The sequence below is a fragment of the Geobacillus sp. C56-T3 genome (assembly GCF_000092445.1).
GTDB lineage: Bacteria > Bacillota > Bacilli > Bacillales > Anoxybacillaceae > Geobacillus > Geobacillus thermoleovorans.
In genome coordinates this window covers 2372596-2387769 of record NC_014206.1, presented here as the reverse complement: position 1 = coordinate 2387769, position 15174 = coordinate 2372596, and the positions used below count along the sequence as shown (strand labels likewise).

The 15174-nt window shown below is 52.2% G+C and carries 13 protein-coding genes; all 13 read left to right on the top strand.

Annotated elements, in window-relative coordinates:
• Positions 1-729 precede the first annotated feature (729 nt).
• Positions 730-1578: a reverse transcriptase domain-containing protein gene (locus GC56T3_RS20005; RefSeq protein ID WP_227456649.1), complete on the top strand. Its 849-nt coding sequence runs from the start codon at positions 730-732 to the stop codon at positions 1576-1578.
• 96 nt (positions 1579-1674) lie between these two features.
• Entirely contained in the window at positions 1675-2544 is an 870-nt protein-coding gene (locus GC56T3_RS20000; protein ID WP_227456648.1) for an HNH endonuclease, read from the top strand.
• Positions 2545-2616: 72 nt separating this feature from the next.
• Positions 2617-3432 (top strand): recombinase RecA, encoded by an 816-nt coding sequence (gene recA / locus GC56T3_RS11755; RefSeq protein ID WP_021322290.1) that lies wholly within the window; start codon positions 2617-2619, stop codon positions 3430-3432.
• Between the two features lie 325 nt (positions 3433-3757).
• Positions 3758-5122, top strand: a complete 1365-nt coding sequence (locus GC56T3_RS11750) for an ISLre2 family transposase (protein ID WP_013145704.1) — start codon at positions 3758-3760, stop codon at positions 5120-5122.
• Between the two features lie 400 nt (positions 5123-5522).
• On the top strand, positions 5523-7079 hold the full coding sequence (rny, locus tag GC56T3_RS11745; RefSeq protein WP_011230797.1) for a ribonuclease Y: 1557 nt from the start codon (positions 5523-5525) through the stop codon (positions 7077-7079).
• A gap of 101 nt (positions 7080-7180) precedes the next feature.
• A complete protein-coding gene (locus GC56T3_RS11740) occupies positions 7181-7975 on the top strand; it encodes a TIGR00282 family metallophosphoesterase (protein WP_011230798.1) in 795 nt (264 codons plus the stop codon).
• Positions 7976-8103: 128 nt separating this feature from the next.
• A complete protein-coding gene (gene spoVS / locus GC56T3_RS11735; protein ID WP_003251598.1) occupies positions 8104-8364 on the top strand; it encodes a stage V sporulation protein SpoVS in 261 nt (86 codons plus the stop codon).
• Between the two features lie 92 nt (positions 8365-8456).
• Positions 8457-9380 carry a dipeptidase gene (locus tag GC56T3_RS11730; RefSeq protein WP_013145703.1) on the top strand — a complete coding sequence of 308 codons (924 nt, stop codon included), beginning with the start codon at positions 8457-8459 and terminating at the stop codon, positions 9378-9380.
• A 155-nt stretch (positions 9381-9535) separates the two neighbouring features.
• Positions 9536-11308 carry a 2-oxoacid:acceptor oxidoreductase subunit alpha gene (locus GC56T3_RS11725; protein WP_013145702.1) on the top strand — a complete coding sequence of 591 codons (1773 nt, stop codon included), beginning with the start codon at positions 9536-9538 and terminating at the stop codon, positions 11306-11308.
• Positions 11275-12141, top strand: a complete 867-nt coding sequence (locus GC56T3_RS11720; RefSeq protein ID WP_011230801.1) for a 2-oxoacid:ferredoxin oxidoreductase subunit beta — start codon at positions 11275-11277, stop codon at positions 12139-12141. The genes GC56T3_RS11725 and GC56T3_RS11720 overlap by 34 nt, the downstream gene beginning before the upstream one ends.
• A 228-nt stretch (positions 12142-12369) precedes the next feature.
• Positions 12370-13965, top strand: a complete 1596-nt coding sequence (gene miaB, locus GC56T3_RS11715; protein ID WP_013145701.1) for a tRNA (N6-isopentenyl adenosine(37)-C2)-methylthiotransferase MiaB — start codon at positions 12370-12372, stop codon at positions 13963-13965.
• On the top strand, positions 13943-14374 hold the full coding sequence (locus tag GC56T3_RS11710; protein ID WP_011230803.1) for a RicAFT regulatory complex protein RicA family protein: 432 nt from the start codon (positions 13943-13945) through the stop codon (positions 14372-14374). The genes miaB and GC56T3_RS11710 overlap by 23 nt, the downstream gene beginning before the upstream one ends.
• A 223-nt stretch (positions 14375-14597) precedes the next feature.
• Positions 14598-15146, top strand: coding sequence for an outer spore coat protein CotE (locus GC56T3_RS11705; protein WP_011230804.1), 549 nt, complete (start codon positions 14598-14600; stop codon positions 15144-15146).
• The last annotated feature ends 28 nt before the right edge of the window (positions 15147-15174 follow it).

Genomic DNA, 15174 nt, shown 5'->3' with positions numbered 1-15174 from the left:
CGAGACGGGAATGAAGGTTGGCATTCCCGCCCTAATACCCCGACGTGCGGTCATGGTGCGCAACATGGCTGTACGAAGCTCGGAGAGGACGGCGAAAAGCAGACCTGAGAAGCGGTTAGCGAAGTAGCCGGGGGTCCATAAAGCTCCTATGGCTAGAGAACGCATAGCGTTGGAACGAACCACCGGAAGTACGGCTCGTAAGGCGTGGGGCGCCGAAAAAAGAAGGCGCTCACCTCCTAAGTGAGGTTCAGCCCTGGATGAGGTATTCGTGTTTGCCGAGTCTGGATTGATCCCGTAGAGGATCTTTGCCTTGAGCCCTCCAACCATGGGCAGAAAGGCGGCTGACGGGTCAGAGGTGGAGCCTAAGGGAGCATGCAAGGATAGGTGATGCGGTACAGGTGAACCACCCCAGCGGATGCCAAGGGATGCGCATCCCGATGCCGCTAAGCAGGAGGAAATGACTGCTGAAGGGGTGGGGCAGCAGCCCGTAGTAGTGATGAAGCAGGGTAACTCCTGCGGAGCGAAGGGGCATAGTCGAGTACCCTAGGTTACTAACCCAGACAATGATTAGGAAGCCGTGAGGAAATCCGTAAGGGTTTCGGTGAGCAAAACTGACTAAAAACGTGTATGGTACAAATCCGCTAGAAAGGATTTGATACTATCAACCAAACGTTTCAAGAACTAATCATTCCTAGGTCGGAGCAGGAATTCCGCGACCTACAAGACAAGATGTACGCCATTACAAAGGAATGTCTGGAAAAAGGTGATGTTCCAAGATTTAAGGGATTGGTCGAAATAGCAAGCAGCGATGTCGTGATCGTATCCGCCATTCACAAAATCAAATCAAACCAAGGAAATAGTACAGCGGGTACAGATGGGAAAACCATCAGCGACATACTAACGCTGAACTATGACGAAGCGATAAACTTCGTTAAAAGATGCTTTAAGAAATATACACCTAACCCGATCAGAAGGGTCCATATCCCAAAACCCGGGAAAAAGGAAAAGAGACCTTTAGGCATTCTGACGATCGCAGACCGAATAATCCAAGAATGTGTGAGGATGGTCATTGAACCAATTCTTGAAGCACAATTTTTTCAACACTCATATGGGTTCAGACCCTACCGAGACGCAAAACAAGCCATCGAAAGATGTGTATTTATATGTAACCGAATAGGGTACAATTGGGTGATAGAGGGAGATATAAAAGGTTTCTTCGATAACGTGAACCACACTATCCTGATCAAGCAGCTTTGGCACATGGGTATACGTGATAGACGAATGCTCATGATTATCAAAGCCATGCTGAAAGCAGGAGTTATAAAAGAAACCAAGATAAATGAAATGGGCACGCCACAAGGTGGAATTATCTCCCCACTATTAGCCAATGTGTATCTTCATAAACTCGACCAATGGATAACAAGAGAATGGGAAGAGAAGAAAATGCGAAATGGTACAACCATTCGCACGGCAAAATACAAGTCCCTCCGAGATCACTCAACAATAACCAAACCAGAGTTCTACGTAAGATACGCAGACGACTGGGTACTGTTCACCAATAGCAGGGGGAATGCCTAAAAATGGAAATATCGAATCAAGAAATATCTAAAAGAAAACCTTAAACTTGAACTATCCGATGACAAAACACTCATAACCAACATTAAGAAGAAACCAATGAAATTCCTAGGTTTCAAAATTAAAATGATACCACACGGTAAAGGTGGAAAATACATCGGATACGCGAGTGCAGACACGAAAAAAATTAAAGGGAAAGTTGAACAGATCAGGAAAGATCTGCGTAAACTAAAATTCGCCACGAATCAAGAATGGCTTATAACGGACATCAACCGAATTAACAGTAAAATTAGAGGTATCATTAATTATTACTCAAGTGCTCCTAGCGTCAACAGAGATGTAAGGCCATTTAAGGAAAAACTTAAATATGCGTCCTACAAAGCACTAAAGAGATATGGAGCGAAATGGATACCTGCTAATCAATGCTACAACTTAGCACCCCTGTACCCAGATAGAACAGAACAAGTGCCTGCAATCAAAATAAATGGAAGATGGCTTGGTATAATGAGTATTGGGTTCGCAACTTGGATTAAAACAAACCAGAAAAATCAGAAGGAAACACCATACACAGCGGAAGGAAGAAGAATTAGGCTTCAAAACACGGGTAAGAAGCCGCTGACCGTAAGAGCACAATGGTTATTAGACAGTGGTTACCTAAACCTAATTCAAGGAGTTAAGTCTAGTAAAATTTACAACTTCGAATTCTTCATGAATCGGTGTTATGCGTTTAACAGAGATAAAGGAAAATGTAAAATATGTGGTGACATTCTGCAGCCATTTAACACTAGAACCCACCATATCAATACGAAACTTCCGCTGAACGAAATTAATAAGGTAAGCAATCTCGTAACGGTCTGCGACAAATGTCATACATTGATCCATTTAAAGGATCTAAGTGATGTCAACCTCAGTCGCTTAAAAACAAACGCAATAAGGAAACTCGAGGAATACAGAAAGTGCGTACACTAGTAAAGTCTAGAGCGGATTAGTAACCGGGGTACTCGATGGAACGCCGTGTGCGGGGAAACTCGCACGCACGGTGTGAAGCGGGGGAAAATAGCCCCTCCGGGTAATGCCGAGGGTGACTATTACCTATCGCTATCGCTCGACCCCATCTATGCACAAAAATTAGGGGTCAATATCGATGAATTGCTGCTTTCCCAGCCTGACACGGGCGAGCAGGCGCTCGAAATCGCGGAAGCGCTCGTGCGAAGCGGCGCGGTCGATATTATCGTCATCGACTCGGTGGCGGCGCTTGTGCCGAAAGCGGAAATTGAAGGGGAGATGGGCGACGCCCATGTCGGCTTGCAAGCGCGGCTTATGTCCCAGGCGCTTCGCAAGCTGTCTGGCGCCATTAACAAATCGAAAACGATCGCCATCTTCATCAACCAAATTCGCGAAAAAGTCGGCGTCATGTTTGGCAATCCGGAAACGACGCCGGGCGGGCGGGCGCTCAAGTTTTACGCTTCCGTCCGCCTAGAGGTGCGCCGCGCCGAGCAAATTAAGCAAGGCAATGATATGGTCGGCAACAAGACAAAAATTAAAGTCGTCAAAAACAAAGTTGCGCCGCCATTTAAAACGGCTGACGTCGACATTATGTACGGCGAAGGCATTTCCCGCGAAGGGGAAATTCTCGACATGGCGTCCGAATTGGACATCGTGCAAAAAAGCGGTTCGTGGTATTCGTACAAAGACGAGCGGCTTGGCCAAGGGCGGGAAAACGCGAAGCAATTTTTGAAGGAAAACCCGCACATCGCCGATGAGATCGCCCGCGCCATCCGCCAGCATTACGGCATCGACGTTGAAGAGGGAACGAGCGAACCGCAGCAAGACGGGTTCGGATTGCTTGAAGAATAACGGCACAAGGCGTCCTGGCAAGCTGCCGGGGCGCCTTTTTCCATCCGTCCGGCCTGCCAAGGAGAGCGATAATCCTAAAAAGGACGGCGTGCGGAACGGTCTTGTTCCGTTGTCATCCTCTAGGCGCGTGGGTGGTGTGAGTAAAATATTTGTGGGTGACATTCCGAAATGATCCCCGACGAGGGTTGCGAACTTTTGTTCGCGACGCTCGTCGGGGCCACCAAGCGAAGCGCGGTAGAAAAAAGCAAATGTCATGCAAAAAGGACTCTCTCCCTGCTATGATGGTGATTGTCAACATCAACCGAAAACAGGAGGGAGAGAGTCCATGAAACATCTTACCACAGAATGGCCTTTATTAAAAGAGCTGGAGGAACAATTAGTCAGAACTCTTCAAAAGGTGTTCGCTGTCTTGTTGGCGGCCCTTTTGGAGGAGATTGATCAACAACTGGCGGAAGCGCGGGACAAGCGCCGGTATCAGCTGAAAGACAAACGGCCGACTACGATCCAAACGCTGTTTGGAGAAGTGACGTTTCGACGGAACTACTACTATGACCGGCAAACGGGGAACTATACCTTCTTGCTGGATGCCGAATTAGGCTTTGATGGGGCCCGATCGATCAGTCCTTGCCTCGAGGAAACGGCGGTCGAGTTGGCCGTAGAGTGCTCTTCCTACCGCAAAGCGGCTCGCACACTCGAGTCGATCGTAGGGTATGCGGTCATGAGCCACGAGGCGATTCGCCAACTGGTGCTGGAGGCCCCTGTCTCGCTGCACCACCCTGTTTCCAAACGGCACGGCCGAGTGCTGTTTGTGGAGGCGGATGGGCTGTTCATTTCCCGCCAGGGGAAAGGGAAACGGGCGAAAGAAGAGAAAATCCTGGCGATTCACGAGGGATGGAAACGAAACGGTTCGCAGCTTGAGCTGGTAAACCGGCGCCACTACCTCCATGAAGGGGCGGGAGACGTGTGGGAACGGTTTGAAGAGTGGCTGATGAACGAATATGCCTATGATCCGTGCCGGGACCTTTTGATCATCAACGGCGACGCGGCGTCGTGGATCACGGCCTGCCGGGAGTATTTTGGGAAGCGGGCGTGCTTTCAGCTGGATCGATTTCATGTGGCGCGGGAGCTGCGTCAGTGTCTGTCCGGCCATCCGCGTTGGCGGGAGGTGCGGAAGAAGCTGGCGAAACAAGACGAAGAGGGGCTTCTGGTGGAGCTGAACAGCGCGGTCGGCACGTTGGAGGACGAAGCGAAAGAGAAGCAGATGGCTGCCATGATCCGCCGGATCGAGTCGATGCCGGGATGCATCCGGGACTATCGGGAGTGGCTGTCGGAGCAAGGGGTGGAGACGACCGGCATGCGTCCGATGGGCCACGCCGAGAGCGTGATGAGCCGGTTTGCGCATCGGGTGAAATCCCGCCGCAGCTGGAAAGACCAAGGGCTTCGGGCGTTTCTGAGGGCGATGGCGGCCCGAATCGACGGGATCGGGTGGAGAAAGGGACGGTGGGAGGAGCAAGAGCCCCAGTCGGCCGTCTCGGCCTCAACAAAGTCCAAGCGGATCGAACAGGCCAAACGGAAGGCCGGACGGTTATGGGCAGATGTGGTGCGTCAGAATCTACCGTGTCTGCAGCGGTCATCCGGGACGCCGATCCATCAAGCGTTGTCGGCGCTCCGGGATGGTGGTTGGGTGTAAAAAAATGGAATATCGTATCATCGCCTCAAGATGAGGGATGAGAGTCCGAAAGCGCTTACGATATTAATTCCTGAAAATGGTTCGCTAACTAGTGATTGACAACGCCCGTAGTGAACCGAAAAAATGTTCTCCACAAAGTCTTGACTGACTCCGCGTGGGTGTAATATCTTGACAATTCCTATTGCCGCCTTTACAATGAACATGTATATTTGTCCATACGCGCGGCAGGGCCATACGCCCGCCCGCTGCGGCGGACCGCCTTCGTGCGGAAGGCTGCGCGGGCGATTGCTATGCCAAGCGACTGAGCTAATGGATTGAAAACGGGAATGTCCATCTGCGCCGGTCATGGCGGTGAGAAGAGAGAGCGAAAGGAAACCGAACAGCAAGAGGAGGTGAAACGATGGGTTCGATCATCATCTCCGCTTTGCTTGCCTTAGTCATTGGTGCCGTTGTTGGCTTTTTTGTTCGCAAATCGATTGCCGAAGCGAAAATCGGCGGGGCGAAAGCCGCTGCCGAACAGCTGATTGAGGAGGCGAAACGCGAGGCGGACGCCTTGAAAAAAGAGGCGCTTCTCGAAGCGAAAGACGAGATTCATAAACTGCGTACGGAGGCGGAGCGTGATATCCGCGACCGGAGAAGCGAGCTCCAAAAACAAGAAAACCGCCTGATGCAAAAGGAGGAAAATCTCGACCGCAAAGATGAAGCGCTCAACAAACGTGAGGCGTTGCTTGAGGCAAAGGAAGAAGCGTTGAACGAAAGACAACAGCATATTGAACAAATGGAAAGCAAAGTGGAAGCGCTCGTCAAACAACAACAAGCCGAACTTGAACGCATTTCCGGCCTGACGCGCGACGATGCCCGCCAACTCATTTTAGAGCGCGTTGAGAAAGAGCTGTCGCATGAGATTGCGATGATGATCAAAGAGGCGGAAACGCGGGCGAAAGAGGAGGCAGACAAACGGGCAAAGGCGATTTTGTCGCTTGCCATCCAACGTTGCGCCGCCGACCATGTCGCCGAAACGACTGTTTCCGTCGTCAATTTGCCAAACGACGAAATGAAAGGGCGGATCATCGGGCGCGAAGGGCGGAACATCCGCACGCTCGAGACGTTGACCGGCATCGATTTGATCATCGACGATACGCCGGAAGCGGTCATTTTGTCCGGATTTGACCCGATTCGCCGCGAGACGGCGCGCATCGCGCTCGATAAGCTTGTGCAAGATGGCCGCATCCATCCAGCGCGCATTGAGGAAATGGTCGAAAAGGCGCGCCGCGAAGTGGATGAGCATATCCGCGAAGTCGGCGAACAGACGACGTTTGAAGTCGGTGTTCACGGCTTGCATCCGGATTTGATCAAAATTTTAGGGCGGCTCAAGTTCCGAACGAGCTACGGACAAAACGTCTTAAAACACTCGGTGGAAGTGGCGTTTTTAGCCGGACTGATGGCGGCCGAGCTTGGGGAGGACGAAATGCTGGCGCGCCGGGCCGGCTTGCTTCATGACATTGGCAAAGCGATCGACCACGAAGTGGAAGGAAGCCATGTGGAAATCGGCGTTGAGCTGGCGACGAAGTATAAAGAACATCCGGTCGTCATCAACAGCATCGCTTCCCACCATGGCGATACGGAACCGACGTCGGTCATCGCTGTGCTCGTCGCGGCGGCCGATGCGCTGTCGGCGGCGCGGCCGGGAGCGCGCAGCGAAACGCTGGAAAACTATATCCGTCGTCTAGAGAAGCTTGAAGAAATCGCCGAATCGTACGAAGGCGTGGAAAAATCGTACGCCATTCAAGCTGGACGTGAAGTGCGCATTATGGTCAAACCAGATATGATCGACGATTTGGAAGCGCACCGGCTGGCGCGTGACATCCGCAAACGAATCGAAGAAGAGCTCGATTACCCGGGCCATATTAAAGTGACGGTCATCCGCGAAACGCGGGCGGTCGAATACGCGAAATAAAGTGGCTATTGCCACTTTCTTTTTTTGTGCGTAAAATAGGAGGGTATAACGATGCGGAGATGGGCGCAAGGCGATATTTTTCGTTTAGAAAGGGATCAGGGATGAGAATTTTATTTATCGGCGACGTCGTCGGTTTGCCGGGGCAAAAAATGGTGGAGCACTATTTGCCAAGGCTGAAGGAAAAACATCGGCCGGACGTTGTTGTGATCAACGGCGAAAACGCCGCCGGCGGGAAAGGAATCACCGAACCGATTTACCGGGCGCTTCTCGCTTGGGGGGCTCATGTGATCACGTTGGGCAATCACGCATGGGACAAACGCGATATTTTTGAGTTTATCGATCAGGCGAAGGCGCTGATCCGCCCGGCGAATTACCCGCCCGGCACGCCGGGAAAAGGCATCGTCTTTGTGCCGACCGAGCATGGCGAAGCGGCGGTCATCAATTTGCAAGGGCGGGCGTTTTTGCCGGCGATTGACTGCCCATTTCAAAAGGCGGACGAGCTGATCGCCGCCGCCTCCGCGCGCACGCCGGTCATCATCGTCGATTTCCATGCCGAGGCGACGAGTGAAAAACAGGCGATGGGCTGGTACTTAGACGGCCGCGTATCCGCGGTCATCGGCACGCATACACACGTCCAGACGGCCGATAACCGCATTTTGCCAAGAGGGACGGCGTACATTACCGACGTTGGCATGACCGGTCCATACGACGGCATTTTAGGCGTCGATCGAGAGGCGGTGCTGCGCAAATTTTTAACCGGGCTGCCAGTTCGTTTCGACGTCAAGGAAGGACGAAGCCAATTGAATGCCGTCTTTGTTGATGTAGACGAAAAAAGCGGACGGGCGTTTCGCATTGAACGGTTGATCATTAACGATGACCACCCTTATTTTGAATAGTCCATCTTTTAAAAATTTTTTAAAATGTCCTCCTCCCATGCAGGAATAGTTGTCGAAACAGTGAATATAGTTACAATGAAGACCTTTTACCGAAATCATTTTCCAAGGAAACGAGGGAGGAGCTAGGAATGGAAATATTAAAAGTTTCAGCAAAATCGAATCCGAACTCTGTAGCTGGTGCACTTGCCGGGGTGCTGCGCGAGCGCGGCGCGGCGGAAATTCAAGCGATCGGCGCAGGTGCATTGAACCAAGCCGTTAAAGCAGTAGCGATCGCACGAGGGTTTGTGGCACCGAGCGGCATGGACTTGATTTGCATTCCGGCGTTTACGGATATTATCATCGACGGAGAAGAGCGGACAGCGATCAAATTGATTGTCGAACCTCGTTAACTGGATGATCAGACAATGGCGGCTATAACCTGTTGGCGCCTTCGGCTGCGAAGGCAGGCAGGTTATTTTTGCTTTTTCAAGGGGGGAACGGAATGATCTTCGATGCACATTGCGATGTGTTGATGAAGTTATGGCAAGATCGCTCTCTGTCGTTTTACGACGGAGCTTCGCTTCACGTCACTCTTTCCGGGATGGCGGAAGCAGGGGTGAAAGTGCAATGCTTTGCCATCTACATACCGGAAACGGTGCCGGAGGAAGCCCGGTTCACTGTTGCGCTGGAGATGGTGGATATCTTCTTTACCCATGTGATCGAGGCGTTTCCGTCTGTGAAGTTCGTGCGGACGAGACGGGATATCGCCGCCCTTAAAAAAGAGGAAGTCGGCGCCATGTTGACGCTGGAAGGGTGCGACGCCATCGGCGCCAACCTTGTCAAGCTAAAGACGCTCCTCCGCCTCGGCGTCGCTTCCGTAGGGTTGACATGGAACTTCCCGAACGCTGTTGCTGACGGAGCGTGGGAGAAGCGCGGCGCCGGGCTGACGGCGTTTGGCCGGCAAGTCGTTGCGCTTCTTAATGAAGCAAAACGATGGGTCGATGTGTCCCACTTATCGGAGAAAGCGTTTTGGGATGTCATCGAGATGGCTCGGTTCCCCATCGCTTCCCATTCCAACGTGCATCGTCTATGCCCGCATCCACGCAACTTAACCGACGAGCAGATCAAAGCGTTGATCGAAAAAGACGGCATGATCGGCATTAATTTCGTTCCGTATTTTTTGACGGCGAAGAAAAACGAGGCGATGATCGCTGATGTGCTTCGCCATCTCGACCATATATGCGCGCTCGGGGGGGGAAACAACGTCGGGTTTGGTTCCGACTTCGATGGCATCACGGAGACGGTCGCCGGCCTTGGAACGGTAAGGGAATATGCGCGGCTTGTCAACGAGTTGTACAAGCATTACTCCGCCGAGCAAGTATCCCGCTTTTTATTCGGCAACTTCTACGCCCATTTGCCGGAGTGACGAATATCACTGAGTATCGGCTCTGCGTATCCTAGAATAGAAGACAGGGCATCGGCGGCGCCGGCTGAAAAAGGCGTCCAAAATGGTAGTTTCCTTGTCAGAAAAGTGGTACAATAGTAGCGAAAGGCTGGAGTGAATATAAAGGGGTGTAATGCATGATCGAACAGCTGTCATGGAAGGTGGGCGGCCAGCAAGGGGAAGGAATTGAAAGTACAGGGGAAATTTTCTCCACAGCGCTGAACCGCCTCGGATATTACTTATATGGATACCGCCATTTTTCTTCACGCATCAAAGGGGGTCATACGAACAACAAAATTCGCGTCAGCACAAAACCGGTGCGGGCGGTCGCTGATGATTTGGACATCTTGGTGGCGTTCGACCAAGAGACGATCGACTTCAACTTCCACGAGCTGTGTGACGGCGGCATCGTCATGGCGGACGCCAAATTCAATCCGGTGATTCCGGAAGGAAAAGGAGTGGCGCTTTACGCCGTTCCGTTCACCGATATCGCCACACAGCTTGGCAATCCGCTGATGAAAAACATGGTTGCCATCGGCGCGACAAGTGCGGTGCTCGATTTGGACGCCGCCGTGTTCGAAAGTGTTGTCGTTGATACATTTGGGCGCAAAGGGGCGCAAGTCGTTGAGAAAAACATGGAAGCGATTCGCGCTGGAGCGCAATATATGAAAGAGCAGCTCGATGGTTCGACGAAAACGATGAAACTAGCCAAAGCCGACGGCAAACGGCGAATGTTCATGATTGGCAACGATGCCATCGCCTTGGGCGCCATTGCCGGCGGGGCGCGCTTTATGGCCGCCTATCCGATCACCCCAGCTTCGGAGATTATGGAGTATTTGATTAAAAAGCTGCCGGATTTTGGGGGCGCGGTCATCCAGACAGAAGATGAAATCGCAGCCTGTACGATGGCGATCGGCGCCAACTATGCGGGCGTGCGGGCGTTCACCGCTTCCGCCGGACCCGGGTTGTCGCTTATGGCCGAAGCGATTGGACTGGCCGGGATGACGGAAACACCGCTTGTTGTCGTCGATACGCAGCGGGGCGGTCCAAGCACCGGCTTGCCGACAAAGCAAGAGCAGTCGGATTTGCTCGCGATGATCTATGGCACGCACGGGGAAATTCCCAAAATTGTCATGGCGCCAAGCACGGTCGAAGAAGCGTTTTACGATATGGCGGAAGCGTTCAACTTAGCTGAGGAATACCAATGCCCGGTCATTTTCCTGTCGGATTTGCAGCTGTCGCTCGGCAAGCAGACGGTTGAGCCGCTTGATTACGATCGGATCGAGATCCGCCGCGGCAAGCTGATGAATGGTGAACTGCCGCCGCTTCCGGACAAAGACAACTTCAAACGGTATGAAATCACGCCGGACGGTGTTTCGCCGCGGGTGCTGCCGGGAACAAAATACGGCATCCACCATGTCACCGGGGTCGAACACGCCGAAACAGGCCGCCCGTCAGAGACGGCGGCAAACCGCCGGGCGCAAATGGAAAAACGGATGCGCAAACTTGAGCACATCCACTTCCCGACGCCGGTGCACAAACAACTCCGCCACGAAGAACCGGATTTGCTCCTTGTTGGCTTTTTATCGACGCGCGGAGCCATTGAAGAAGCGATGGAGCGGCTCGAGCAAGATGGCGTCAAAGTCAACCATGCGCACATCCGTCTGCTTCATCCGTTCCCGGTTGACGACGTGCGGCCGCTTGTCGAGAAAGCGAAACGAGTCGTCGTCGTCGAGCAAAACGCTACCGGGCAGCTGGCGAACTTGTTGAAAATGAACGTCGGGCACGCTGATAAAATCGCCAGCGTCTTAAAATTCGACGGCAATCCGTTCTTGCCGGGCGACGTCTATACTAAATGCAAGGAGTTGTTAGCGCAATGGCCACCTTTAAAGATTTCCGCAATGATGTGAAACCGAACTGGTGTCCGGGGTGCGGCGACTTTTCCGTGCAGGCCGCCATCCAGCGCGCGGCCGCCAATCTCGGGTTGGAGCCGCACGAACTCGCGGTCATTTCCGGGATCGGCTGCTCGGGCCGCATTTCCGGCTACATTCACTCTTACGGCTTTCACGGCACGCACGGCCGCGTTTTGCCGCTGGCGCAAGGAGTGAAAATGGCGAACCGCGATTTGACGGTCATCGCCGCCGGCGGGGATGGCGACGGATTCGCGATCGGCATGGGGCACACGGTTCATGCCATTCGCCGCAACATCGACATCACATACATCGTCATGGACAACCAAATTTACGGGTTGACGAAAGGACAAACATCGCCGCGCAGTGCTGCCGGCTTCCAAACAAAAAGCACGCCGCACGGGTCGATCGAGCCGGCTTTGTCGCCGCTTGAGATCGCGTTAAGCGCCGGAGCGACGTTTGTCGCGCAAGGTTTCTCAAGCGATTTAAAAGAATTGACAAGCTTGATTGAGGAAGGCGTCAAGCATAAAGGCTTTGCGCTCATCAACGTCTTCAGCCCGTGCGTGACGTACAACAAAGTGAATACGTACGAGTGGTTCAAAGAGCGGCTCATCAAGGTGAGCGACATCGAAGGATACGACCCGTCCGACCGGGAGATGGCGATGCAGACGGTCATGAAATACGATGGTCTCGTCACCGGGATCATTTATCAAAACAAAGAACAAAAGTCGTACCAAGAGCTTGTGCCAGGCTACAGCGAGGCGCCGCTTGCCGAGGCGGAGCTGAAAATGAGCAAAGAAAAGTTCGCCGAACTCGTAGCAGAGTTTATGTAAAAATGGAAACCATTTGCACCCGATGGAGGCTTGCCTCATTGGGTGTTTTTTGTTATCATGACATGTTCCGGTCCTCCGGAACAAACCCCATTGTGTTTCCTTGCCGCTCGCGATATACTATGGTAGTGTGTGGTTGGAAGAAATTTGCCGAGGCGAGGCCGGCTGCACAGGAAAAGGCGGCCGCTCGTCCCGGATGATCGAATGATTTTGTGAAGAAAGGAGATTGCTATGAACGAAAAACAACGTTTGGAGCAAACGGGACAAATCAAAACCGAAAGCCATCCAGCGGACAGAAAATCCGCCTTGGACCGGCTGAAAGAAAAAACGACGAAAGACTATGAGAAATATTTCACGAGCGTGTTTCTCCCGCCGAATTTAAAAGAGGCGAAGAAACGCGGCAAAGAGGAAGTCAAGTATGTCAAAGACTTTGCGATTCCTGAAGAGTTTCGCGGCATGGGGCGCGGACGGAAGTTTTACATCCGCACGTATGGCTGTCAAATGAACGAGCACGATACGGAAGTGATGGCCGGCATTTTCATGGCGCTCGGCTATGAGCCGACCGACCGTCCGGAAGAGGCAAACGTCATTTTGCTCAACACGTGCGCGATCCGTGAAAACGCGGAAAACAAAGTGTTTGGCGAGCTCGGCTACTTAAAGCCGCTCAAAACGACGAACCCGGACTTATTGCTCGGCGTGTGCGGCTGTATGTCGCAAGAAGAATCGGTTGTCAAGAAAATTTTAAAGCAATACCAATACGTCGACCTTATTTTCGGCACGCACAACATCCATCGCCTGCCGTACATTTTGCATGAGGCGTACATGTCGAAAGAAATGGTCGTCGAAGTATGGTCGAAAGAGGGCGACGTTGTTGAAAACTTGCCGAAAGTGCGCAAAGGGAAGATTAAAGCATGGGTCAACATTATGTACGGCTGTGACAAGTTTTGCACGTACTGCATCGTTCCGTACACGCGCGGCAAAGAGCGAAGCCGCCGTCCGGAAGACATCATCCAAGAAGTGCGCCAGCTCGCCGCCCAAGGCTATAAAGAAATTACGCTCCTTGGGCAAAACGTCAACGCTTACGGAAAAGATTTCACCGACATCCAGTACGGCCTTGGCGATTTAATGGATGAGCTGCGCAAAATTGACATTGCGCGCATCCGCTTCACAACGAGCCATCCGCGCGACTTTGACGACCGGCTCATCGAAGTGCTCGCCAAACGCGGCAACTTGGTTGAGCATATCCATTTGCCGGTGCAATCGGGCAGCACGGAAATTTTAAAAATGATGGGCCGCAAATATACGCGCGAGGAGTACTTGGAGCTCGTTCGCAAAATCAAAGCCGCCATTCCGGATGTCGCGTTGACGACGGATATTATCGTCGGCTTCCCGAACGAGACGGACGAGCAGTTTGAAGAAACGCTGTCGCTTTACCGTGAAGTCGAATTTGACTCTGCCTACACGTTCATCTATTCACCGCGCGAAGGCACGCCGGCGGCGAACATGAAGGACAACGTGCCGATGGAAGTGAAAAAAGAGCGGCTCAAGCGTCTCAACGACCTTGTTCAAGAAATCGCGGCCAAGAAAATGAAGCAATACGAAGGGCAAGTCGTCGAAGTGCTTGTGGAAGGCGAAAGCAAAACGAATCCGGATGTATTGGCGGGTTATACGCGCAAAAACAAGCTCGTCCACTTCGTCGGCCCCAAATCGCTCATTGGCCAATTGGTCAACGTGCGCATTACGCAGGCAAAGACGTGGACGCTGACGGGCGAGCTAGTCAATGAAGCGATCGAGGTGAACGAACATGGCAAAATATACGCGGGATGATATCTTGGCCCAGGCGAAGCAGCTGGCGAAAATGATCGCCGAAACGGAAGAAGTCGACTTTTTCAAACGAGCGGAAGAAAAAATCCACCAAAACGAAAAAGTGCGCACGTTGATCAACGAGCTGAAATCGCTGCAAAAGCAAGCGGTCAACCTTCAGCATTACGGAAAACATGAAGCGCTGAAACAGGTTGAGGCCAAAATTGACGCCATTTACGAAGAGTTGTCGCAAATCCCGATCGTCAGCGAATTCCAGCAGTCCCAATCCGATGTGAACGACCTGCTTCAGCTCGTCGCCTCGACGATTTCGAATACGGTGACCGATGAAATTCTCGCTTCGACGGGCGGCGACGTGCTGCGCGGCGAAACCGGCGCCGCGCTTCGCTACAACAAACACGGCGGCTGCCATTAATGGCATGCGGCTCAAAAGCGTCCTTTGGGGCGCTTTTTTTCTTATGGGCGCGCTCTCCCTTTCCCCGAACCGCGGGCGGCTGCCTGGCGGCAAAAAAGAAGGCACATCGAACGGAGCAGGCGCATACAATGAACTATACGGAATAATGATTCATTTGCTGTGCACATTAGCGGAGATGGCGCATAGGATGAAATGAAGATTCATTTGAGGAGGGTTCCGTTCGATGTCTGAATACAGAGAAATTATTACGAAAGCTGTTGTCGGCAAAGGCCGCAAGTTTACACAATCGACCCATACGGTGACGGCGCCGAACCGCCCGTCAAGCATTCTCGGCTGCTGGATCATCAACCACCGTTATGAAGCGAAAAAATGCGATAAAACGGTCGAAATTCACGGCCATTATGACATCAACGTCTGGTATTCGTACAACCACAATACAAAAACCGAAGTCGTCACCGAAACGGTGTCGTATACGGACGTCGTCAAATTAAAATATCGCGACAAAGATAATTTAATCAGCGATGACACCGATGTCATCGTCCGCGTCATCCAGCAGCCGAACTGCCTCGAATGCACGATTTCGCCAAACGGCAATAAAATCGTCGTCGATGTTGAGCGGGAGTTTGTCGCCGAAGTGATCGGCGAAACGAAGGTGTGCGTTGCCATCAATCCGGAAGGCTGCGGCAAGGACGACGATTTTTGCGACGAGGATGACCTTGATGAAGAATTAGAAGATTTAAGCCCAGATTTGCTGCTTGGCGAAGAAGAATAAAACTAGGAAATTTCTTTCCTAGTTTTTT